Below are 19,851 nucleotides of genomic sequence, written 5' to 3' on the forward strand. Positions count from 1 at the left end.
GGCGCGTAATATCATCTGGTGCAGATTTCCCTGTGGCTGGCGCTCGTAGGCGCAGGCACCGTCATCAGTTTCACCCCGGGTGCGGGTGCCATCAACACCATGAGCAATGCCCTCAATGCGGGCTTCCGCCGTTCCCTGTGGGGCATCCTCGGGCAGCAGACGGCGCTGGTCATCCACATCCTCATTGTGGCACTTGGCGTTGGCCTGCTCGTAGCCAGTTCCCCAACAGCTTTCTACGTCATCAAGTACGCTGGCGCGGCTTACCTTGTCTACTTGGGCATCCGGCAGCTGCTGGCCAAACCCTCGGCCGACCAGGAACTTATCCAAGCCCAACGGAACGAGCCCGCGTGGTCGATGTTCCGGCGCGGCCTGTGGGTCAATCTGCTCAACCCGAAGGCGATCGTGTTCTTCCTGGCGTTCATGCCCGGCTTCATCCGCCCCGAGCAGTCGCTGGCACCGCAGTATGTTGTCCTGGCCGGCACAATTGTCATTATCGACATCCTGGTCATGTGGTTCTTCTTTGCCGCAGCGGCACGGTCCTTCCACCGGTTCACCAGGACTGAACGCGGGCAGCGCATGCTCGGTTACGTTTTTGGTGTCCTCTTCATCGGTGTCGGCCTGCTGCTGGCGTTCTTCTAGTTAGACTCGTGGCTATGTACCGGATAATTACTGTCTGCACAGGCAATATCTGCCGCTCCCCTATGGCCCAGTACATCCTGACCAAGGCCTTCGAAGATGCCGGCCTGTCCGACGAGGTGTCCGTGGACTCGGCAGGCACTACCGGGTGGGAGACCGGCCGTCCCATCGATGAGCGCGCCGCCGCGCGTCTCAAGCAAGCCGACCTGCTCACCGCAGACCATCGTGCCCGGCAGTTCGAACCTGCCTGGTATGCGGACCGGGACCTGATCCTGGCCCTTGATATGGACCACTATGAACAGCTGCGTGGCGCCGCTCCGGATGATGGCGCCCGGAACAAGGTCCGCATGCTCCGCTCCTTTGATCCCAAAGTCGCGGACCACGGTCCCGCGGAACAGGGCATCTACGACCCGTGGTTCGGCGACGAAGCCGACTTCGATGTCAGTTGGAACCTGATCAGCGCTGCTGTTCCGGGCATTGTGGAACACGTCAGGGCGCAGCTTGCCACCCACTGACAAACCGGTCATCATCGCCGTGGACGGACGATCCGGGGCGGGAAAGACCACTTTGGCGGTGGAACTGGCCGCCCTCCTGCGTGAGCACCACACCGTTTCGCTGTTCCATCTGGAAGACATCTATCCGGGCTGGCACGGCCTGGCCGACGGGCAGCGGCGCTACCTGGAAACGGTGCTGCAGCCGCTTGCCCGCGGCGAGCGCGCAACCTGGACGGCCTGGGACTGGGAGCAGAACGACGACGGCGAGCGCCGTTCCACGGAGCCTGCCGAGATCGTCGTCGTGGAAGGAGTTGGTGCCGCCCACGCCGCCGCACGCAAACTCACCGACGTCGTTATCTGGATCCAGGCCGAAGCGGTGGACCGCCGGACCCGGGCCATTGCCCGCGACGGCGCCGGCTACGAGCCGTTCTGGGACCTGTGGGCGGCGCAGGAAGAAGCCTGGCTCGACGGCGACGATATCGCCCGCGCCGCAGACCTGCTGCTCCGTGGTCAAACCGGCGCCACCGCGGCTGCCGGTGTGCTGAAGGCCCTGGCCTCGCTCCCGCAGTTGGACGCACTGCTCTCGGTGGAGCGTTCCCATGGTGTTGCTCCTCAATTGCTGACCGAGCGGATTGATGCCCTGCCCGACGGAGCCGAGCTCTTCCGTGCCCTTTATGCAGCCTCGGACCGCGCGGTCTGGCTGGACAGCTCCAATGCCGGAGCCACGGCGGTGCCGGACCGCAACGAATACAGCATCATGGCCGACGACGCCGGGGCCTTCGGCCGCTATGCCGAACATCGCTCGGGCATCACTTCGGTGGCCGACGGGGCTGTTACTACCCGGATCCGCTCGCCCTTCTTCCGCTGGCTGGATGGAGTGTGGGGCGTTCCCGCTGTCACCGGCCCGGTTGAGGTTCCCGGCGGATTCGCCTTGGGCTGGCTGGGGTATCTGGGCTATGAGCTCAAGCGCGAATGCGGTGGCAGCGACGTCGCGGCTGCCACCCCCGATGCCGCCTTGATCTTTGCCGGCCGCGGCATCGTGCTCGACCACGCCCGCAGGTGCACCTACCTGCTGGCATTGGCCAGCGACGCATCCCGAGATGAAGCCCGCGACTGGTTCGCCCGGACCCGGGCCGCCGTCGAAGTGGCGGCGGCTGGGGAGGGCTCCGCCGCGTCCTGCATGTCTGCCCCCGGACCGCATGGGATGCCCGGCTCCGAAACCGCTGGTTCCGTTCCGGCGGCATCAGGCGGCCCGGCCTTCAAGGTGCGGGACAGCAAGGACCAGTACCTGCTCAAGGTCCGCCAGGCGCAGGCGGAAATCCACGACGGCAACTCCTACGAAATCTGCCTGACCACGGAGCTGTCCGCCACCGCTGCCGCAGGGACGGATCCGCTGGAAACATATCTGTCCCTGCGCCGTCGTAATCCCGCACCGTTCGCCAACTACCTGCGCTTCGGCAGGTTGACCGTCGCAAGTACTTCCCCGGAGCGGTTTATGAGCCTGGCCGCCGACGGTGCCCTGCGCGCCGAACCGATAAAGGGTACGCGGCGTCGCGTGGCAGATCCGGAGGCGGACGCGGCGCTGAAGGCCGAGCTGGCAACCAGCCTGAAGGACCGCGCCGAGAACATCATGATCGTGGATCTGCTGCGCAACGACTTGAGCCATTTCGCGGTGCCCGGTTCGCTGCGGGTCAGCCGCTTGTGCGCGATCGAAAGCTATGCCACAGTGCACCAGATGGTTTCCACGATTGACGCGACCTTGCGTCCGGACGCGTCCCGTGCGGAGGCCGTTGCTGCGGCGTTCCCCGCCGGTTCGATGACCGGTGCCCCGAAGATCAGCACGATGGATATCCTGGACCGGCTGGAGTCCGGAGCACGGGGTGTTTATTCGGGGGCGGTAGGCTACTTCTCGCTCAACGGTGCCGCTGACCTCTCCGTGGTGATCCGGACCCTGGTCCGGCAGGGAGACCAGCTGACGTTGGGCGTCGGCGGTGCTATCACCGCGGATTCCGATCCGGAAGCCGAATGGGACGAGGTCCGGGCCAAGGCCTTCGGCGTGCTCTCGGCACTCGGCAGCGTTTTTCCCGACTAAAGCCGACGCGAACCGCGCACCGGCCCGCCGGCGCCTTCTGCAAAGAAATCTGCTGCGGGGCTGTTTTTTGGACAGTGGCGCGTGGTAGACCGGAAATCGAAGTATTTGGACGAGCGTCCAAAAGATTCGAGGTCTGCAATGACAACCGCCCATGTGAAAACTGCCAAGGGTACCCGGACCCGGGACCGGATGCTGGAGTCCGCCGTCGTACTGATCCCGCGGCTGGGCTGGTCCGCGGTCACGGCCCGGGCCCTCGCCGGGCACGCGGGTGTGCGGCCGGGCATCATCCACTACCATTTCGATTCCCTGGAAGCCCTGCTCGCCGAAGCGGCCGTGGGCGCAGTTCGTGAGGCGCTTGAATATCCGAGCCGCCAACTGGAGTCCGGTATCAGTCTTGATGAAGGACTGCACATGTTCCTGGCCGCGCTGGACGAGTTCGCGCCGGATGAACCCGTCAATCTGCTGTTCGTCGAAACATTCCTGGCGGCAGCGCGCGGCGGGGTGCTGCGGGGTGAACTGGCGCAGGTACTCCTGGATTTCCGCACCCGCACAGCCCGCTGGCTGGAGCGAGTGGGTTTCGACGGCGATGCCGACGCCACGGCCGCCGTTCTGGCCGCTGCGGTCGACGGGCTGATGCTGCACCGGGCGCTTGACCCGGGGCTCACTGCCGACAAAGCGTTCCCGGTGCTTCGCAGGGCCTTGGGCACCACCGCTGCAACGGAAGGAAGTTCCCCATGAAGGCCATTATCTGCGGCGCCGGCATCACCGGTTTGTCCGCCGCCAATTTCCTCAGCACCAAAGGCTGGGACGTCACCATCGTGGAACGCTCGGCCGGGCCGCGGCCCGAGGGCTACATGATCGATTTCTTCGGCTCCGGCTGGCAGGCAGCCACCCACATGGGCGTTATCGGCAGGATCCGCGAGCTGGGATACGACGTCAACCGGATCGACTACGTGGACAGCAGCGGCCGGAGCACGGCCCATCTGGGCTACGAGAGCTTCACCAAGGTGGTCGGCGACCAGCTGCGCAGCATCCTGCGCCCCGATCTGGAACAGGCCATCCGCGAAGTGTTGCCGGACTCGGTCGAACTGCTCTATTCCACCACGATCGGCTCAATCCAGGACACGTCCGCCGCCGCGACCGGGTCCGGCGGGAAGGTGGACGTGGAACTCTCGGACGGCCGGCGGCTCACTGCCGACCTGCTGATCGGGGCCGATGGGATCCACTCGGACGTCCGCGCCATGGTCTTCGGGCCCGAGTCCGACTACTTCAAATTCCTGGGGTTCCACGTCGGAGCGTATTCGTTTCGGGACAACCGGGTAAAGGACATTCTGGCCAACCGTTATGCCATTACGGACACCTGCGGTGAGGCCATGTTCTTCTACCGGTTGCGGGACGGCAGCATTTCGGCGCTGGGCGTCCACCGCACCGACCGGCAGGAGCGCCCGGGCGATATCCAGCAGGAATTCCGCGAGCGCTACCGGTCTCTGGGGTGGCTGTGTCCGCTGGCGTTGGAGCATTGCCCCGAATCCTTCTACTACGACCAAGTGGCGCAGATCCGGATGCCGCGCTGGCACCGCGGCAGGGTGGTCCTGCTGGGAGATGCCGCTGCGGCAGTTTCATTGCTGGCAGGCCAGGGCGCTTCGCTGGGCATGGCCGGCGCCTATGTGCTCGCCGACGAACTGGCCAAACATGACCAGGTGCCGGCCGCCCTCGCCGCCTTCGAGTCACGCTGGCGCCCGTACGTTGCCGAGCAGCAGAAAGCCGGCGTATCCGCCGCCAAATGGTTTGTTCCTGCGGACCGCCGCGCCCTGCTGATGCGGCGGCTCTCGATGCGGCTGATCAAGGTACCGGGCGTCAGCAGGCTGGTCAGCGGCGCCGTCGTCGGTAAAATCGGGGCTGCGATCTAAACATCCCGTCCGGCTCCAGCACAGCCGGAACTATTGGAGGGTCGCGGTCAGGCGGGCCACGTTGTCGACGTACCGCTCCCACCGGGTGCGCTGGCGCCACTCGTCCAGCGTGATCTCCCGGGAAACTTCGCGGTAGCTTTGCTGGATTTCCCGCATCTTGCCGACGATGTCGCCGCCGAGATGCATGACCGACACTTCCAGGTTCAACGAGAAGGAGCGCATGTCCATGTTGCTGGAGCCCAGGACGCCGACCTCGTCGTCCACCGTGAAGTGCTTCGCGTGCAGCACCAGGGGTTTCGGATACAGGTAGATGCGCACGCCGGCTTCCAGCAGGGCCTGGTAGTAGGAACGCTGGGCATGATGGACCAGGAACTGGTCCCCCTGTTCCGAGACGAAAAGCTCGACGTCGACGCCGCGCTGTGCCGCCGTCGTAATCGCATAAAGCAGCGAATCATCCGGCACGAAGTACGGGCTGCAGATGGACAGCCGTTCCACCGCCGCGTAGATCAACGTGTTGAATAGGCGCAGGTTGTTCTCCGTGGCAAAGCCCGGCCCGCTCGGAACCACTTGGCAGGTCATGGGGCCCGGTTCGCGGACCGGTGCCGGCGTGAACAGCTCGCTGCCGAGGATGTCGTCCGTTTCGCTGGACCAGTCGGTAGCAAACACCACGTTGAGCGCGGTGACGATGGGGCCCTCATAGCGGGCCATCAGCTCCACCCATTGCCGCCCGGTGCGCTCGCTGGAGGCACGGTGATAGCCGGGCTCGATCAGGTTCTGCGACCCGGTGAAGGCCACGCGCCCGTCCACCACGAGGATCTTGCGGTGGTTGCGCAGGTCGATGCGGCGCCATTGGCCCCGCACGGGCAGCAGCGGGAGCATGCGCTGCCACTCAATCCCGCTGCCCTGCAGCCAGCGCCGGAACTTCCGGTAGCCCTTGATCCGCATGGTGCCGAAGTGGTCGAAGAGCAGGCGGACCCGGACACCGCGGGCCGCCGCCTCTTCCAGCGCCACGAAGAGCTCCTCGGTGACCTCGTCCTTGGCCATGATGTAGAACTGGATGTTGACGAATTCCTGCGCCTTGCGGACGGCTGCGGCCATCGCGGCGATGGAGCCCTCGTAGTCCGGATAGAGCTCCACGTGGTTGCTGTCCACCATTGGGAAAGAGCCGAGCGAACGGTTCAGTTCGGCGGCCGAATGGACCCAGGCGGGTGCATCGCGTTCGCTGCGCGGCTCTTCCATGTCCTCGGTGGCTGCCCAGACTTTCCGGTTGATCTCGGTCTGTTTGGCGATCCGGCGGTCCGAAAGCCGGAAACTGCCGAACATGAAGAACAGGGCGATGCCGACCAGCGGAATGAAGAAGATGGCCAGCAGCCACGCCATGGCGGTGGTGGGGCGGCGGTTGCCCGGCACAATGCCCAACGCCGCGATCCGGATTCCCATGTCCAGTATCGAAGCCACCACGACAACCCAGTCCGGGAACGTGCCCAGACCCGCAAGCGACCACAACACGGCAGCGAACTCCTCCCTTTCCCGCCGGTCCACGGCGCTGTCCTTGTACAGCCTAATGTGCCCGCGCGGCAATCTATGCTGATCCCATGACAGTTTTGGTGTTTCTCGACCCTGGCCTGGAGAACGGGCGCATCGCCGATGCCACAAAGCCGCAGCTGATGGCAACCGATCTGGGCGCTACCCGCGGCGACGGTATTTTCGAATCGCTCCTGGCGGTGGACGGTGTTCCCCGCAAGGTGCAGGCGCACCTGGACCGGCTGGCGTCCTCGGCCCGCATCATGGATCTGGACATTCCGCCGGCCGATGACTGGGAACGGGCCATCGCCACCGCCGTCGCCGAACACGCCCCGGCCGAAGAGCTGGTGCTCAAGCTGCTGGTCACGCGCGGCGTGGAAGGCGCGGAGCGTCCCACCGCGTGGGTGCAGGCGTCCCTTCCCGGTTCCGCCGGCAGGGAGCAGCGGCAGGAGGGTCTCAATGTGCTCCTGCTGGACCGCGGCTACGACAGCAACATCGCCGAGCGCGCGCCCTGGCTGCTGCTGGGCGCCAAGACCCTCTCCTACGCCGTCAACATGGCTGCCCTGCGCTATGCCAAGGCCAACGGCGCGGACGATGTCATCTTCACCTCCACCGACGGCCTGGTGCTGGAGGGCCCCACCTCCACCGTGCTGATGGCGACCGTGCGCGACGGCGTCCGGAAGCTCACCACGCCGCTGCTCGAGAACGGAATCCTGCCGGGCACCTCCCAGGGCGCCCTGTTCAACGCGGCCGCCGATGCTGGCTGGCAGCTGGGCTACGGGCCGCTGGAACCGCACCACCTGCTGGCGGCCGATGCAGTGTGGCTGGTCTCCAGCATCCGGCTGCTGGCGCCCGTCAAGTCGATCGACGGCCAGGCCATTCCGGTGTCACACGAGATGACCGAGGAACTGACGGCGCTACTGGCCAAAGGCAGCCGGGAGTAGCCCAAAAGCTTCTCGCGGCGGCGAGGGCGGCAGCCTTCCGCCGTCGTAAACCTACGTAACCGTTACCAACGATGACGACGGCGGCGCCCCGGCTTGGGTGCCGTGGGCGGCAGCGTGCTACTTTCTTGAACAGAGTAACGAGGTCCAGCGTCAAGCCCTGACTGTGCTGGCCGGCAACCCTCTTCACGGCGGGGTGCCTCAGGTGACTACTCGGCAGTGTTCATTTGGTTCATTTGCAAGCGTGATCAGGAGTGCCCCATGCCCCCATTGGAACAACCCGTCCAGTCCCCCGCTGACAGGACACAGCGTATGAGCTACGCCGGAGACCTCACGGTGGAAGAAGCCGTGGAGAAGCTGCGCGGCGGTGCGGTCCTCGTGGACGTCCGCACCGAGACCGAATGGCAGCAGGTGGGCGTGCCCGTGACGAACGACGACGGCGCTCCCGCGCGGTTCATCGAGTGGAACCGGATCGACGGCAGCCGCAATACCGGGTTCCTCAACGAACTGCAGCCGCTGCGCGGCAAGGAACTGCTGCTGCTGTGCCGCTCCGGACGGCGCTCCATCGATGCCGCCATCAGCGCTACCGCCGCCGGGCATACCGCGTACAACGTGCTGGGCGGCTTCGAAGCCGCGGGCGGCTGGCAGCAGAGCGATCTGTCCTGGAAGCGGGGCTAGACGATGGTGCCCACGGAGTCTGCCGGTCCAGGGCCGGATCCGAGGGAGCTGCTCGCCGGCTGGGCCCCACAGACCCGGGCCGTCCGCGGCGGCCTTGACCGCACGGGCTTCCAGGAAACCTCAGAAGCCTTGTTCCTGACGTCCGGCTACGTTTTCGATTCCGCCGAAGCCGCCGAGGCCTCTTTCAATGGCGAGGTGGAACGCTTCGTCTACTCCCGCTACGGCAACCCCACCGTCGCCGCCTTCCAGGAACGGCTCCGGCTGCTCGAGGGCGCCGAAGCCTGCTTCGCCACCGCCAGCGGCATGAGCGCCGTCTTCACCGCCCTGGGCGCCTTGCTCGCCGCCGGTGACCGGGTGGTTGCGGCGCGGAGCCTGTTCGGTTCCTGCTTTGTCATTCTCAACGAGATCCTGCCGCGCTGGGGCGTGGAAACGGTCTTCGTGGACGGGCATGACCTCGCCCAGTGGGAGCATGCCCTCTCCACCCCGGCCGCTGCCGTGTTCTTCGAATCGCCGTCCAACCCGCTGCAGGAACTGGTGGACATCCGGGCGGTCGTGGAACTGGCGCACGCTGCAGGCGCGCAGGTGGTGGTGGACAATGTCTTCGCCACCCCGCTGCTGCAGCAGGCAACGGAACTGGGTGCCGACGTCGTTGTTTATTCGGGCACGAAACACATGGACGGGCAGGGCCGTGTCCTTGGCGGTGCGGTGCTGGGCCGCGCGGATTTCATCAACGGCCCGGTCAAGCAGCTGATGCGCCACACCGGGCCCGCGCTGAGCCCGTTCAACGCCTGGACGCTGCTCAAAGGCCTGGAAACGATGTCCCTGCGCGTGAACTATTCGACGGCGTCCGCACTGGAGATCGCCCGCTGGCTTCAAACGCAGCCGGCGGTGCGCCGCGTGGTCTACCCGTTCCTCGAATCGCATCCGCAGTACGAACTGGCCCGCCGCCAGATGAGCGGCGGCGGAACCGTGGTCACGTTTGAGCTCGAGCCTGACGCTGCGAGCGGTTTGGAGGCCAAGGCCGCCGCGTTCCGGCTCCTCAACGCACTGACCACGGTGGATATCTCGAACAACCTCGGTGACGCCAAGTCCTTGATCACCCATCCGGCCACCACCACGCACCGCGCGATGGGACCGGAAGGGCGGGCCGCGATCGGGCTCGGCGACGGTTTTGTCCGGCTGTCCGTGGGGCTGGAGGCCACCGATGACCTGCTCAAGGACCTGGACCAGGCGCTGGCCGGCCCGTAGGTCCAGGACGTTGACGAAGGCCCGCGCCTTGTACGCGCCCAGCCGTAATCGAGGAGGCAACTGCGGCCCTTCCCAGATCTGAAAAGGGCCGTAGCTGACCGGTGGATCGCGAAGGAGCCGGGTTAGCCGAAGATGAAGTTCCAGGTGCCGGCGGAGACGGCGGCGGTAACGGCCGCCGCCGAGACCAGGGCACCGCCCAGGAAGACCCAGATGTCCACCCTGCTGAACGTCGATTCCCGCGCCCAGGTGCGTTGCGCCCCGCCGAAACCTCGGGCTTCCATCGCCACCGCCAGACGGGTGGCGCGCCGGATCGCCTGGACGATCAGCCCGAACGCCTGGCCAAGGAACGCCGCTAATTTGGCCAGCGGCTTGTTCTCGGCGCCGACTCCGCGGGCACGGCGGGCAAGTCCCAGAGTCCGCCATTCGTCAACCAGCAGGCCCACCAGCCGGAGGCCGGCCAGTGCGCCGAGCACAAACCGGTGCGGAAGCTTGAGCTTCTGGGCCAACGCATCGGCCAGATCCGTGGGGTCGGTGGTCAGCAGCAGGAAGATCCCGGGCAGTGCCACCGCCAGGGAACGCAGCCCGATGGCCACACCGGAGTTGATGGAATCCTCGGTGAAAAGCAACGGGCCTGCTTCGAAGACCACCGCACCGGTTTTCTCCGCCAGCAGCGCCGTTCCGTAGGCGCCCACCAGTGCCGCCACCACCAGCGGCCAACCGCGCTTGAACAGCGCCCAGGCGCTGATGCCGAGCACCGGCATCAGCAGCAGTTCCGCGGCCAGCACCACGCCGGCGCTCACCCAATCCACACTGAGCATCACCACCACGGTGACCATGGCCACGGCGGCAAGCTTCGAGAGCGGATTGGCGCGGGTAAAGGGCGAGGCAGTCAGCCGCGGGGTCATGATGTCCAGGCTCATGCCGCCCTCCCGCTCGTGGCCGGCGCCTGCAATTGCGCTGTTCCATCCGCCACACGCAGGACGTTTCCGCCGAGCGCAGCGGTGAAGTCGCCGTCGTGGGTCACGGACACCACGGCGTGGCCGTCGGCGATCAGGCCGCCGAGCAGGGAGACCATCTCCGCCCAGGTGTTCGCGTCCTGCCCGAACGTCGGTTCGTCCAGGACCAGGATGTCCGGGCTGGTAGCCAGCATGGTTGCCACGGACAGCCTGCGCTTCTCCCCGCCCGAAAGGGTAAAGGGGTTGGCTTGCAGGAGTTTGGTCAGCCGCAACCGCTCCGCGATGGCATCAACGCGACGCCGCACCTCGTCCTCCGGCAGCCGGGCGACGCGCCGGGGACCGAATTCGAGTTCGTCGATCACCCGGTGGGTCAGGAACTGGTGCTCGGGTTCCTGGAAGACGGTGCCGATCCGGGTGACCAGTTCAGCCGATTTCCACTTGTGCACGGTGCCGGCCGCACCCCGCCGGAGCTCCGGTGCGGCCTCAAGCTTGCCGCCCGCGGGGGTCAGCAGCCCGGCTAGGGTCAGCGCCAAGGTCGACTTGCCGGCGCCGTTGGGGCCGGTAATGCTCAACGCCTCGCCCGCCGCCAGTTCCAGCGAGACTTTATTGACTACCGGTCCGGCCCTGCGGGTCCGGGCAACGGACAGATCCGCCGCCCGGAGCAGGTCCGTCCCCGGCGTGCCGTGGCCGCCGTCGCTGCCGTTGCCACCGCCGGTGGGCAAGGAGGTGCGCAGCCGGGGCGTGTAGCCGGGGACCCAGACACCAGCTTCGATCAGGCGTTCCCTGGTACCTGCGGCATTGAGAACGTCCGCCGGCGGACCGTCGGCGAGAACACCGCCGCTGGCCGCCAGCACAATGACCCGGTCCACCACGTCCGCCCAGACGGCCACGCGGTGTTCCACCACGATCAGGGTGGCACCGGTGCGCTCAAGCACCCCGACCACCGCGTCCCGGACCTCAAGCACACCGTCCGGGTCCAGGTTCGCCGTGGGCTCGTCGAGCAACAGGACACCCGGCCGCATGGCCAGGACCGACGCCAGCGCAAGCCGCTGTTTCTGCCCTCCGGAAAGCGCCGTGGTGGCGTGGTCCAGCGGGACCTCGAGGCCCACGTCCCCGAGGCTTTCGCGCACCCGGGACCAGATTTCGTCCCTCGGCAGGGCCATGTTCTCCGCGCCGAAGGCAACCTCGTCCCCCACGCGGGCCATGACCACCTGGGACTCCGGGTCCTGGAGCACCAGTCCAGTCCGGCCGCGGGACTGGACCGGGTGCATGCCGTCGACAGCCAGGCTGCCCGCTTCATCGCCTTCGCCGTCGTCGCCCAGCACCCCCGCAATGGCATGCAGCAGCGTGGACTTGCCGGCACCGGAAGCGCCGAGCAGCAGCACCCGCTCCCCCGGCTCGATCCTGAAGCTCACGTCGCTGAGCGCCGGATCCTTGCGGCCGGCATGGCGCCAACCGTATCCCTCGGCGGTGACGGCCGCCGGGTGGCCGCGCTCCGCCGTCGTGCTTTGAATGGTTGCCATGGTCTATACGTCTGCTGTCCGGCCGGCGGCAAAGGACGAGAGCGCGCCCGTCTTTGCCAGTCCTCTCATGGCCAGCCAGGGCAGCAGGCCGGCGATGACCACGCCGGAGATGGCCGCGAACAGTGTGTACCAGAGCTTCCAGTCGGTTGCCCACTCCACGTTCCACAGGATGTTCTCGCCGATGGCCAGGGCCAGACCGGCACCTAGCCCGGCCAGCAGCGACACGCCGAGGTTGAACTTCTTGTAGAGGAAGAGCAGGAAGACCAGTTCCGCCCCGAGCCCTTGGATCAAGCCCGAGAGGAGCACGGTGAGGCCGAACTGTGTACCCAGCAGGCTCGACACGGCGGCCGCGAGGACCTCGCAGTAGATCGCCGCGCCGGGCTTACGGATGAGCAGCCCGCCCAGGACACCGGCCGTGAGCCAGCCTCCCGCATAGAGCCCGCCGGCCGGAGGGAAGGCAGCGGTCAGCACCGCGATGCCCGAATAACCGGCGGACCAGGCCCAGAAAATGACCCCGATGGCCACGCCGATCACTGACGCGACGACAATATCGACAACGCGCCAGGTGTAACGGGGTTTGCGCGCAGCAGCCTGCGCCGAAGGTGTAACGGTGTTCATGGAATCCTCCTGAGGTTCAGGAGGGGAAGGCAACCCGGCTTTTCCGGGCACACCCTGAGATCTCGACTCCCTTCGCCGGTACTAGCCGGAGCAGGTTCGAGGGTCTGCGGCTGTCCGCACTCTCAGCGTCCCGACCCGGTACGGCTGTTGCCGTTGTTACCGTGACGGACGCTCCCCTGTCGTCATTGGTGCTTTTTCAAGCGACTTCCAGTGTACTACTGACGACAGCGCGTGGCAGCCGGGGCGGAAAACGCTAGGCTGGGTGGCAGATGACATCACCGACGAAAGGCAGTGGCAGTGAACATTGTGTTGAAACTTCTGGGCACAGCGGTGAGCATCGGGGCGGGACTGGCCGGCGCCAAGCTCATCGACATCCTGTGGAAGGCCGTCACCGGCGAAGACTCCCCCAAGCATGACGACGACATGGAAAACAGCCTGAGGGCCACCATTGCCTTCGCCGCGATTTCCGGTACGGTCAGCGCCATCATCCGCGTGCTTTCCCAGCGTGGAACCATGCAGGCGGTCAACCGCTTCAATCGGACCCGGGACATGGTCTAGTCCTTAGAGCAGTTTCAGGATTCGCGGCGGCGTTTGGCGGAAGCCTTCGCCGCCGTTTCCTTTGGTTCCTTGGTGCGCAGCACGCCCTTGGGCTTGCCTGCGGGCTTTTTCCCTGCGTCCCCTTCGGCGGCCAGTTCCGCCGCCAATTCGGGATCGGCCGCCAGCGCCGCCTCTTCCGCGGCATCCGCTTTCCGGCGTTCGGCTTCTTCCGCCGCAGCTTTCTGGACCACGGCGTCCAGATCATCCACGCTCAGCGTTTCCCGGTGCAGGTGCTTGGTGCGGTAACCGGCACGGCCCACCATGTGCGCCGACACCGGAACCGTGAGCAGTTGGAACAGCCAGGCGATAATCAGCACCGGCACCGCTGCCCAGCTGCGAAGCTGGAGGGCCAGACCGATCAGCAGCAGCAGCAGCCCGAAAACCTGGGGCTTGGTAGCCGCGTGCATCCGCGAGAGCAGGTCCGGAAACCGGAGCAGCCCGATAGCGGCGGCCAAGGACATCAGTGCCCCGAGGACCAGGCAGAGTCCGGCGACAATTTCCAGCACAAGATCAGTGTTCATGGGTCCGCCTGTCGATCACGAAACGCGCCACCGTGACTGAACCGATGAACCCGACCAACGAAATGATGATCACCAAGGTCAGATTGGCCTGATGCTTCCTGACGGCCATGTCCGCTATCAAGCCCGCGCAGACGATGGCCAGCAAAACATCGATAGCGATCACCCGGTCCAGGATGGAGGGGCCTTTGACAATCCGGGAGATTGCGACGGCGGCGGAGAAGGCCAGGACGACGGTGACGATCACCAGGACAACTTCCATGAATGGGCTGTTCAACTGGTTCCTCCGTTCCGTCGGTTTGCTGCCTCCGCTTTGACCATCGCGACTTCCTCTTTACTGCCGATCGCCCGGATCAGCCCGGCTTCGATCCTGCGGACCTGTTCGCGGAACCGGTCCGCCTTGTCCGGGTCCGGAATGTCCAGGACGTGCAGGTACAGCGTCGAAGTGGACCGGTCCACGTCCACCACGAGGCTTCCGGGAATCAGCGAGATTGTATGGCCGGTGGCGGTGACCAGCAGGTCCGAATGGCTGCGCAACTTCACGGCCAACACTCCGTTCTTGGTCCTTGGTCCCCGGGTGAGGGCGATCCAGAAGACCTCGAAACTAGCCTTCGCCACGTTCAGCAGGAACGCCGCCACGAACACGGCTGCCGCCCAAAGATTCAGGCGTCCGGCCAGTTCTACCGGCGGCAGATAAAAGATATTGACGACGGCGAGGGCGATGAGTAGTCCGAAAATCAGGTTGCCGGCGCTGAAGTCCTGCCAGAGGGCTCCCCAAAGGATGACCAGCCAGACCAGCAGCGGAACTTCGACGAGCAGCGGGATCCGGGAACGGGTCATTGCTCAACCCCCTGTACCGCGCCGGTACCAAGGACGGCCTCGATATAGGGGGTGCGCTCGAGCATCGCCCGGGCCCCCTGGTCGCTCAGCTGGAACAGCGGGCCGGCAAAGACGGTCAGTGCCACGCCGAGTGCCACCAGGCCCATGGTGGCTCCGACCATGCTCTTCGGCAGCAGGTGGATGGTCCCCCTGCCGGAGAACCGGCCGGTGGGCTTGTCCGTCACGTACTTGGAAGTGCGCAGGGTGGAACCATCCGGTTTGCTGGCCAGCAGCACCGGATCCGGGTGCTCGGCGTCCTCCGGAGTACGCCAGAAGGCCCTGTTCCAGACGCGGGCCATGGCCATCAGGGTCAGCAGGGAGGTGACGACGCTGCCGATAACCAGCGTGTACGACACCGGAGTGGCAAGATCGACGCCGCCTTGCAGCAGGCCGAGCTTGCCGAGGAAACCGGAGAAGGGCGGGATGCCTGCCAGGTTCATGGCCGGCACAAAGTACAGGATCGCCAGCAGCGGCGAGAGTTTCGCCATTCCGCCCAGCCGGTCCATGTTGGAGGTGCCGCCGCGGCGTTCGATCAGACCCGCCACCAGGAACAGGCTGGTCTGGACGGTAATGTGGTGCGCCACGTAGTACATCGTCGATCCCAGTCCGACCACGGAACTCATCGCCAGGCCGAAAACCATGTAGCCGATGTGGCTGACCAGCGTGAACGAGAGCATACGTTTGATGTCAATCTGGGCCAGCGCCCCAAGGATGCCGACCACCATGGTCAGCAACGCGATGATCATCAGGAAGGTGTTGATGCGGTCCCCGGGGAAGAGCAGCGTCTCGGTCCGGATCAGCGCGTAGACACCAACCTTGGTCAGCAGGCCGGCAAACACTGCGGTCACCGGAGCGGGCGCGGTGGGATACGAGTCGGGCAGCCAGAAGGACAGCGGGAACACCGCGGCCTTGATGCCGAACGCCACTACCAGCATCAGGTGCAGAATCATCTGCGTGGAATCATCCAGCTCGGCCAGCTTCACGGCCAGATCGGCCATGTTGATGGTGCCGGTCGCCGCATAGATCATCGCAATGGATAGCAGGAACAGCATCGAGGAAATAACGCTGACCACCACGTATGTCACGCCGGCCCGGACACGTGGCCCGGTTCCGCCCATGGTCATCAGGACATAGCTGGCGGTCAGCAGAATCTCGAAACCTACGTAGAGGTTGAACAGGTCCCCGGTGAGGAAAGCGTTGGACACTCCTGCCACGAGGATCAGGTAGGTGGGATGGAAAATCGAGATGGGACCGTCTTCGTCCCCATCGGCCATGCCTTGGCCGGACGCGTAGACCAGCACCGCCAGACTCACGGCCGAGGAGATCACCAGCATCAGGGATGAAAGCTCGTCCACCACCAGGGAAATTCCGAACGGCGGAACCCAGCCACCAAGGAACACGGCCTGCACGCCCTGGGTCCAGGCCGACCACAGCATGAGCAGTTCGACGGACAGTGTCAGGGCGAGCGTGGTGATGGCCACCGTCCGCTGCGCAACCGGCCGACGGATCAGGATGAAGGCAAAAGCAGCGCCCAGGAAAGGAAGGACAACGGCCAGCGGGGCCAGGCTTGCGGCGTTCATTCTTGTCCCCGAACTCTGGTCTTCGGTGCTGCCGGCCGTTCATCGGCGTCTTCGGGCGTGACGAATTCCGTGGTCTCTACCGGGATAGCGGTATCGTCCTCGGCGTCAAAGCTGGGCTGGTTGGCCACGCGGCGGTCTTCGATATCGTCCTGGACTTCGTCCTGGCGTCCCAGCACCCACGAACGGTAGATGATGCCGAGCATGAACGCGGTCACCGCGAAGGAAATCACAATGGAGGTCAGGATCAGGGCCTGCGGCAGTGGGTCATTGTATTCCCCGGCAGGAATATCCGCGTCATACAGCGGCGCGAGGCCAGCGGCCCCGCCGGTGGCCAGCAACAGGATGTTGGCGCCGTTGGCCAGCATCATCAGGCCGAGCATGACCCGGGTCAGGCTTCGTTCGAGAATCAGATAGACGCCCACCGCCACGAGAACTCCCATGACTACGAGCAGCGTGATGTTCACCGTCATCGGGCTACTCCTTCCTCGATGGCGTCCGGCGCCGGCTGCGGCACACCCTCATCCGGCTTCGGCGCCTTCTCCTGGCTGCGCTCATCTACTTCCGCACCGAAACTGCGCAGAACGTCGAGCACCAGGCCCACCACCACCAGATAAACGCCGATGTCGAAGAACGTTGACGTGACGAATTTATGGTCGCCGAATACCGGCAAGCTGAAATTGATGATGGCGCTTTGGAATACCTCGCCGCCGAAGAACAGCGGCGCCATGGCAGTCAAGGAAGCAATCCCCAGGCCGGCACCGAGCAGGAAGCCGGCGCTGACAGGGGTGGCTTCGGCGAGTTCCACGCGTCCGCCCGCCAGGTACCTGATCGCCAAGGCGATGCCTGCCAGCAGTCCGCCGGCGAAGCCGCCGCCGGGCAGGTTGTGTCCGGCCAGCAGCAGGTAGATCGAGAAGATCACCAATGAGTGGAACAGGAGTCTGGTGATGACCTCGAAGATGATGGAACGCCGTTCAGGGGCGAGGGTCCGTCCGGCAACCAGCCAGGCATCCCTGGCCGAGGTTGCGAAGCGCCGGGCAGTGACCAGCGCGGCGGCATCCCGGCCGGTGTGCTCGGGCAGTTCGGTGAGGCGGTCCACCGACCCGGAGGCGACGTTCGAGGCGCGCATGCGCTTGTCTCCGCGGCTGCGGACGAAGATCAGGCTGGCCACGCCCGTGGCGGCGACGGCCAGTACGGAGATTTCGCCGTAAGTGTCCCACGCACGGATATCCACCAAGGTGACGTTGACAATGTTGGCTCCGCCGCCGCCGTCGTACGCCAGCTGCGGGAATTCCAACGAGACCGGCAGCTGGGTGCGCGCTGCCATGGACGTCATGGCAATGACCACCATGGCCAGGCCGAAGGCCGCACCGATCGCAGCCCGCAGCCATTTGAAACTGCTGGGGGTGCGCAGCCAGAGCCGTGCCGGCAGGGAGCGCAGTGCCAGCACAATCGCGACCAGCACAATGGTCTCCACGAGCATCTGGGTCAACGCCAGGTCCGGCGCGCCCTGCAGCGCAAAGATCAGCGCGATGCCGTAACCGGTGACAGAGACCATCAGCACGGCCATGAACCTCTTGTTGGCCCTGATGGCAAGAATGGCCGCCACGATGATGCCCAGCCCCGCGAGCAGTTGCGCGGGAGAGTCGAAAGCGATCCAGCTGTCGGGCCAGGGCGTGTCCATCAGGAACACGGCGCTCAGCGGAGTGACGATCGAGACGCTGAGAATGACCACGAGGTAGAAAATCAGCGAGCCGCGCTGCGTGCGGCCCGTGACCCAGACGGCCACCTCATCCAGCACGCCGATGACGCCGCGGTAGGCGCGTTCACCAGTAAGCCCGCCGGAGAAGCGGTCCTGGAACGCGGTGACCCGGGTCCGGAACAGGAACAGCAGCGTGCCGACGGCCAGCGTCAGCACCGTCAGTCCGAGCGCCGGGGTCACGCCGTGCCACAGAGCCAAGTGCCCGTCGGGCTGGCCGTCCGAGGGGAACAGTGAAACATAGGGGGCGATAATCGAGTCCAGCGGGGCGGGCCAGAGGCCGAACGCCACAGTGGCTGCCGTCAGCAGCATCGGCGATGCGATAAACGCCCCGGGAATGCGTTTGAACGCGGTCTTCTTGACGTTGGGCTTGTAGGCAAACCCGCCCCAGACAAACCGTGCACTGTAGGCAAAGGTCAACATGGAACCGACGACGACGCCGGCCAGCAGGACCGCTCCGGTCCAGCCGCCTTCGGAAGCGTGGTGGACGAAGGTCTCGTAGACCGACTCTTTCGCCACGAAGCCCAGCAGCGGCGGTACCCCTGCCATGGAGGCGGCACCGATTAGCGACACGGTAAATAGGACCGGCGCCGCCCGGTAGATTCCCGAAAGCTTCCGGATGTCGCGGGTGCCGGACTGGTGGTCGATGATACCGACCACCAGGAAAAGTGTCGCCTTGAAGAAGCCGTGTGCCAGCAGCAGTCCCAGGCCTGCCAGCGCACCGTCGCGGCTGCCCAACCCCACCACCATGGTGAGGAAGCCCAATTGGCTGACCGTGCCGTAGGCCAGGATGAGCTTCAGGTCGAACTGTTTGAGTGCCAGCCACCCGCCGACCAGCATGGTCGCCAGGCCCAGGACCATCACGGTCCCCTCCCAGTACCGGGTATCCGAGAAACCCGGCGCGAACCGTGCCACCAGGTAAATGCCGGCCTTGACCATGGCCGCGGCATGGAGATAGGCGCTGACCGGCGTGGGCGCGGCCATGGCGGCAGGCAGCCAGAAATGGAACGGGACCAGGGCCGACTTGCTGATAGCGCCGACCAAGATCAGCAGGATGGCCACGTCGATCAACATGCCGTGCTGGATCAGTTCCGGGGCCGCGGCCATGATTTCCGAAATGCGGTAAGTACCCGCCGTCTGCCCGACCATGATCAGGCCGACGAGCATGGTCAGGCCGCCGAACGTCGTCACGATCAGGGCCTGCAGGGCCGAACGCCGCGCCGCCAGACGGTGCCGCGCGTACCCGATCAGCAGGTAGGACAGGACGGTGGTTAGTTCCCAGAAGACGTAGAGCATGAGCAGGTCATCAGTGATGACCAGGCCGAACATGGCTCCGGCAAAGGCAAGCAGCTGCGCTCCGAACGGTCCGATGTTGGGATCATCGGCCTTGAAGTAGCGTGCGCAGTAAAAGAGGACCAGGGCGCCGACCCCGAGAATAAGGATCGCCAGCACAGCGGACAAGGTATCCATCCGGAAGGCCAGCTCCAGCCTCAGCTCCGGAATCCACGGGATAATTACCGACGGCGGCGCATTGGGTCCGCCGGAGAGTGCAGTTTGGTCCGATCCTGTGTACCGGTCGAAAGTGGCCAGGAGCCAGATGAAGCAACCGGCTGGAACGGCGGCCAGGATGTAGAAGGTTGAACGACCGAGTTTCCTGAAGATCCAAGGCGCGATGAAGGCCACCACGAAGAGCAGGGTGAGCACAACAAGCACTATATTCTCCGGGGCTTCCTTCTGGGATTGGCGGTAAAAAGGCGCAAAAGCCTGATTCCATTCTACCGGTGGCATACGTCCGGTCCTGACGTTGCCCGTCACAATCGTCCTTACCCGCGCCCCTCCGATCGGCGTTTTACCGCGGATTCATCCACTGGTCAGCGGCTTAAGCTGTTCACGAAGGGCGA

Annotated in this window: 18 protein-coding genes, 1 pseudogene and 2 riboswitches; of the genes and pseudogenes, 9 read left to right on the forward strand and 10 right to left on the reverse strand. The window is 65.4% G+C overall.

Going from position 1 to position 19,851, the window contains the following annotated elements:
* Positions 1–18: 18 nt before the first annotated feature.
* The 5 genes from B0G38_RS14925 (at position 19) to B0G38_RS14945 (ending at position 5,132) form a co-directional block, all read left to right on the forward strand.
* Complete coding sequence (locus B0G38_RS14925) at positions 19–639, forward strand: LysE family transporter (RefSeq protein ID WP_264670139.1); 621 nt, start codon at positions 19–21, stop codon at positions 637–639.
* 14 nt (positions 640–653) lie between these two features.
* Positions 654–1,151 (forward strand): low molecular weight protein-tyrosine-phosphatase, encoded by a 498-nt coding sequence (locus B0G38_RS14930; RefSeq protein WP_264670140.1) that lies wholly within the window; start codon positions 654–656, stop codon positions 1,149–1,151.
* Positions 1,138–3,222: an aminodeoxychorismate synthase component I gene (pabB, locus tag B0G38_RS14935; protein WP_264670141.1), complete on the forward strand. Its 2,085-nt coding sequence runs from the start codon at positions 1,138–1,140 to the stop codon at positions 3,220–3,222. The genes B0G38_RS14930 and pabB overlap by 14 nt, the downstream gene beginning before the upstream one ends.
* Before the next feature lie 138 nt (positions 3,223–3,360).
* The gene (locus tag B0G38_RS14940; protein WP_264670142.1) at positions 3,361–3,960 is read left to right on the forward strand and encodes a TetR/AcrR family transcriptional regulator; all 600 of its coding nucleotides are present in this window, start codon (positions 3,361–3,363) and stop codon (positions 3,958–3,960) included.
* The gene (locus B0G38_RS14945) at positions 3,957–5,132 is read left to right on the forward strand and encodes an FAD-dependent oxidoreductase (RefSeq protein ID WP_264670143.1); all 1,176 of its coding nucleotides are present in this window, start codon (positions 3,957–3,959) and stop codon (positions 5,130–5,132) included. Before B0G38_RS14940 ends, B0G38_RS14945 begins: the two co-directional genes overlap by 4 nt.
* Before the next feature lie 30 nt (positions 5,133–5,162).
* On the opposite strand, the gene cls is transcribed toward B0G38_RS14945, so the two are convergent.
* The gene (gene cls / locus B0G38_RS14950; protein ID WP_264670209.1) at positions 5,163–6,572 is read right to left on the reverse strand and encodes a cardiolipin synthase; all 1,410 of its coding nucleotides are present in this window, start codon (positions 6,570–6,572) and stop codon (positions 5,163–5,165) included.
* 155 nt (positions 6,573–6,727) lie between these two features.
* Between cls and B0G38_RS14955 the strand changes: the two genes are divergently transcribed.
* The 3 genes from B0G38_RS14955 to B0G38_RS14965 all read left to right on the forward strand — a co-directional run bounded on the left by B0G38_RS14955 (position 6,728) and on the right by B0G38_RS14965 (position 9,523).
* A complete protein-coding gene (locus B0G38_RS14955; protein ID WP_264670144.1) occupies positions 6,728–7,600 on the forward strand; it encodes an aminodeoxychorismate lyase in 873 nt (290 codons plus the stop codon).
* A gap of 133 nt (positions 7,601–7,733) precedes the next feature.
* Positions 7,734–7,848, forward strand: a riboswitch (SAM riboswitch).
* A gap of 10 nt (positions 7,849–7,858) precedes the next feature.
* Positions 7,859–8,275 (forward strand): rhodanese-like domain-containing protein, encoded by a 417-nt coding sequence (locus tag B0G38_RS14960; RefSeq protein WP_264670145.1) that lies wholly within the window; start codon positions 7,859–7,861, stop codon positions 8,273–8,275.
* 3 nt (positions 8,276–8,278) lie between these two features.
* A complete protein-coding gene (locus tag B0G38_RS14965; protein WP_264670146.1) occupies positions 8,279–9,523 on the forward strand; it encodes an O-succinylhomoserine sulfhydrylase in 1,245 nt (414 codons plus the stop codon).
* A gap of 122 nt (positions 9,524–9,645) precedes the next feature.
* Here B0G38_RS14965 and B0G38_RS14970 read toward each other — a convergent pair whose 3' ends face one another.
* Genes B0G38_RS14970 through B0G38_RS14980 form a run of 3 tightly spaced genes read right to left on the reverse strand, consistent with a single transcriptional unit; the run spans position 9,646 to position 12,620 of the window.
* On the reverse strand, positions 9,646–10,443 hold the full coding sequence (locus B0G38_RS14970; RefSeq protein WP_264670147.1) for an energy-coupling factor transporter transmembrane component T family protein: 798 nt from the start codon (positions 10,441–10,443) through the stop codon (positions 9,646–9,648).
* Complete coding sequence (locus B0G38_RS14975) at positions 10,440–12,002, reverse strand: ABC transporter ATP-binding protein (RefSeq protein WP_264670148.1); 1,563 nt, start codon at positions 12,000–12,002, stop codon at positions 10,440–10,442. The genes B0G38_RS14970 and B0G38_RS14975 overlap by 4 nt, the downstream gene beginning before the upstream one ends.
* A gap of 3 nt (positions 12,003–12,005) precedes the next feature.
* A complete protein-coding gene (locus B0G38_RS14980; protein ID WP_264670149.1) occupies positions 12,006–12,620 on the reverse strand; it encodes an ECF transporter S component in 615 nt (204 codons plus the stop codon).
* 50 nt (positions 12,621–12,670) lie between these two features.
* Positions 12,671–12,808: riboswitch (TPP riboswitch) on the reverse strand.
* A gap of 109 nt (positions 12,809–12,917) precedes the next feature.
* On the opposite strand from B0G38_RS14980, the gene B0G38_RS14985 reads away from it, so the two are divergent.
* Positions 12,918–13,178: a DUF4235 domain-containing protein gene (locus tag B0G38_RS14985; RefSeq protein ID WP_264670150.1), complete on the forward strand. Its 261-nt coding sequence runs from the start codon at positions 12,918–12,920 to the stop codon at positions 13,176–13,178.
* A gap of 182 nt (positions 13,179–13,360) precedes the next feature.
* Here the strand turns inward: B0G38_RS14985 and mnhG are convergent.
* The 6 genes and pseudogenes from mnhG to B0G38_RS15015 form a co-directional block, all read right to left on the reverse strand.
* A pseudogene (mnhG, locus tag B0G38_RS14990) lies at positions 13,361–13,738 on the reverse strand (monovalent cation/H(+) antiporter subunit G); the annotation flags it as partial.
* Complete coding sequence (locus tag B0G38_RS14995; RefSeq protein WP_264670210.1) at positions 13,728–13,997, reverse strand: monovalent cation/H+ antiporter complex subunit F; 270 nt, start codon at positions 13,995–13,997, stop codon at positions 13,728–13,730. The pseudogene mnhG and the gene B0G38_RS14995, both read right to left, overlap by 11 nt.
* An 11-nt stretch (positions 13,998–14,008) precedes the next feature.
* Positions 14,009–14,575 (reverse strand): Na+/H+ antiporter subunit E, encoded by a 567-nt coding sequence (locus tag B0G38_RS15000; protein ID WP_169993657.1) that lies wholly within the window; start codon positions 14,573–14,575, stop codon positions 14,009–14,011.
* The gene (locus B0G38_RS15005; protein ID WP_264670151.1) at positions 14,572–16,194 is read right to left on the reverse strand and encodes a Na+/H+ antiporter subunit D; all 1,623 of its coding nucleotides are present in this window, start codon (positions 16,192–16,194) and stop codon (positions 14,572–14,574) included. Before B0G38_RS15005 ends, B0G38_RS15000 begins: the two co-directional genes overlap by 4 nt.
* Positions 16,191–16,664 carry a Na(+)/H(+) antiporter subunit C gene (locus B0G38_RS15010; protein ID WP_264670152.1) on the reverse strand — a complete coding sequence of 158 codons (474 nt, stop codon included), beginning with the start codon at positions 16,662–16,664 and terminating at the stop codon, positions 16,191–16,193. Before B0G38_RS15010 ends, B0G38_RS15005 begins: the two co-directional genes overlap by 4 nt.
* The gene (locus B0G38_RS15015; RefSeq protein ID WP_264670153.1) at positions 16,661–19,663 is read right to left on the reverse strand and encodes a Na+/H+ antiporter subunit A; all 3,003 of its coding nucleotides are present in this window, start codon (positions 19,661–19,663) and stop codon (positions 16,661–16,663) included. The genes B0G38_RS15010 and B0G38_RS15015 overlap by 4 nt, the downstream gene beginning before the upstream one ends.
* Positions 19,664–19,851 lie beyond the last annotated feature (188 nt).

Origin of the sequence: Crystallibacter permensis (assembly GCF_025960875.1) — a bacterium.
GTDB classification, from domain to species: Bacteria; Actinomycetota; Actinomycetes; order Actinomycetales; family Micrococcaceae; genus Crystallibacter; species Crystallibacter permensis.

Excerpts from the sequence above, each read along its gene's own strand:
- B0G38_RS14930 (WP_264670140.1), top strand. The coding sequence starts at position 654 with ATGTACCGGATAATTACTGTCTGCACAGGCAATATCTGCCGCTCCCCT.
- B0G38_RS14940 (WP_264670142.1), top strand. The coding sequence starts at position 3,361 with ATGACAACCGCCCATGTGAAAACTGCCAAGGGTACCCGGACCCGGGAC.
- B0G38_RS14945 (WP_264670143.1), top strand. The coding sequence starts at position 3,957 with ATGAAGGCCATTATCTGCGGCGCCGGCATCACCGGTTTGTCCGCCGCC.
- cls (WP_264670209.1), bottom strand. The coding sequence starts at position 6,572 with ATGGGAATCCGGATCGCGGCGTTGGGCATTGTGCCGGGCAACCGCCGC.
- B0G38_RS14955 (WP_264670144.1), top strand. The coding sequence starts at position 6,728 with ATGACAGTTTTGGTGTTTCTCGACCCTGGCCTGGAGAACGGGCGCATC.
- B0G38_RS14960 (WP_264670145.1), top strand. The coding sequence starts at position 7,859 with ATGCCCCCATTGGAACAACCCGTCCAGTCCCCCGCTGACAGGACACAG.
- B0G38_RS14965 (WP_264670146.1), top strand. The coding sequence starts at position 8,279 with ATGGTGCCCACGGAGTCTGCCGGTCCAGGGCCGGATCCGAGGGAGCTG.
- B0G38_RS14970 (WP_264670147.1), bottom strand. The coding sequence starts at position 10,443 with ATGAGCCTGGACATCATGACCCCGCGGCTGACTGCCTCGCCCTTTACC.
- B0G38_RS14975 (WP_264670148.1), bottom strand. The coding sequence starts at position 12,002 with ATGGCAACCATTCAAAGCACGACGGCGGAGCGCGGCCACCCGGCGGCC.
- B0G38_RS14980 (WP_264670149.1), bottom strand. The coding sequence starts at position 12,620 with ATGAACACCGTTACACCTTCGGCGCAGGCTGCTGCGCGCAAACCCCGT.
- B0G38_RS14995 (WP_264670210.1), bottom strand. The coding sequence starts at position 13,997 with ATGGAAGTTGTCCTGGTGATCGTCACCGTCGTCCTGGCCTTCTCCGCC.
- B0G38_RS15000 (WP_169993657.1), bottom strand. The coding sequence starts at position 14,575 with ATGACCCGTTCCCGGATCCCGCTGCTCGTCGAAGTTCCGCTGCTGGTC.
- B0G38_RS15005 (WP_264670151.1), bottom strand. The coding sequence starts at position 16,194 with ATGAACGCCGCAAGCCTGGCCCCGCTGGCCGTTGTCCTTCCTTTCCTG.
- B0G38_RS15010 (WP_264670152.1), bottom strand. The coding sequence starts at position 16,664 with ATGACGGTGAACATCACGCTGCTCGTAGTCATGGGAGTTCTCGTGGCG.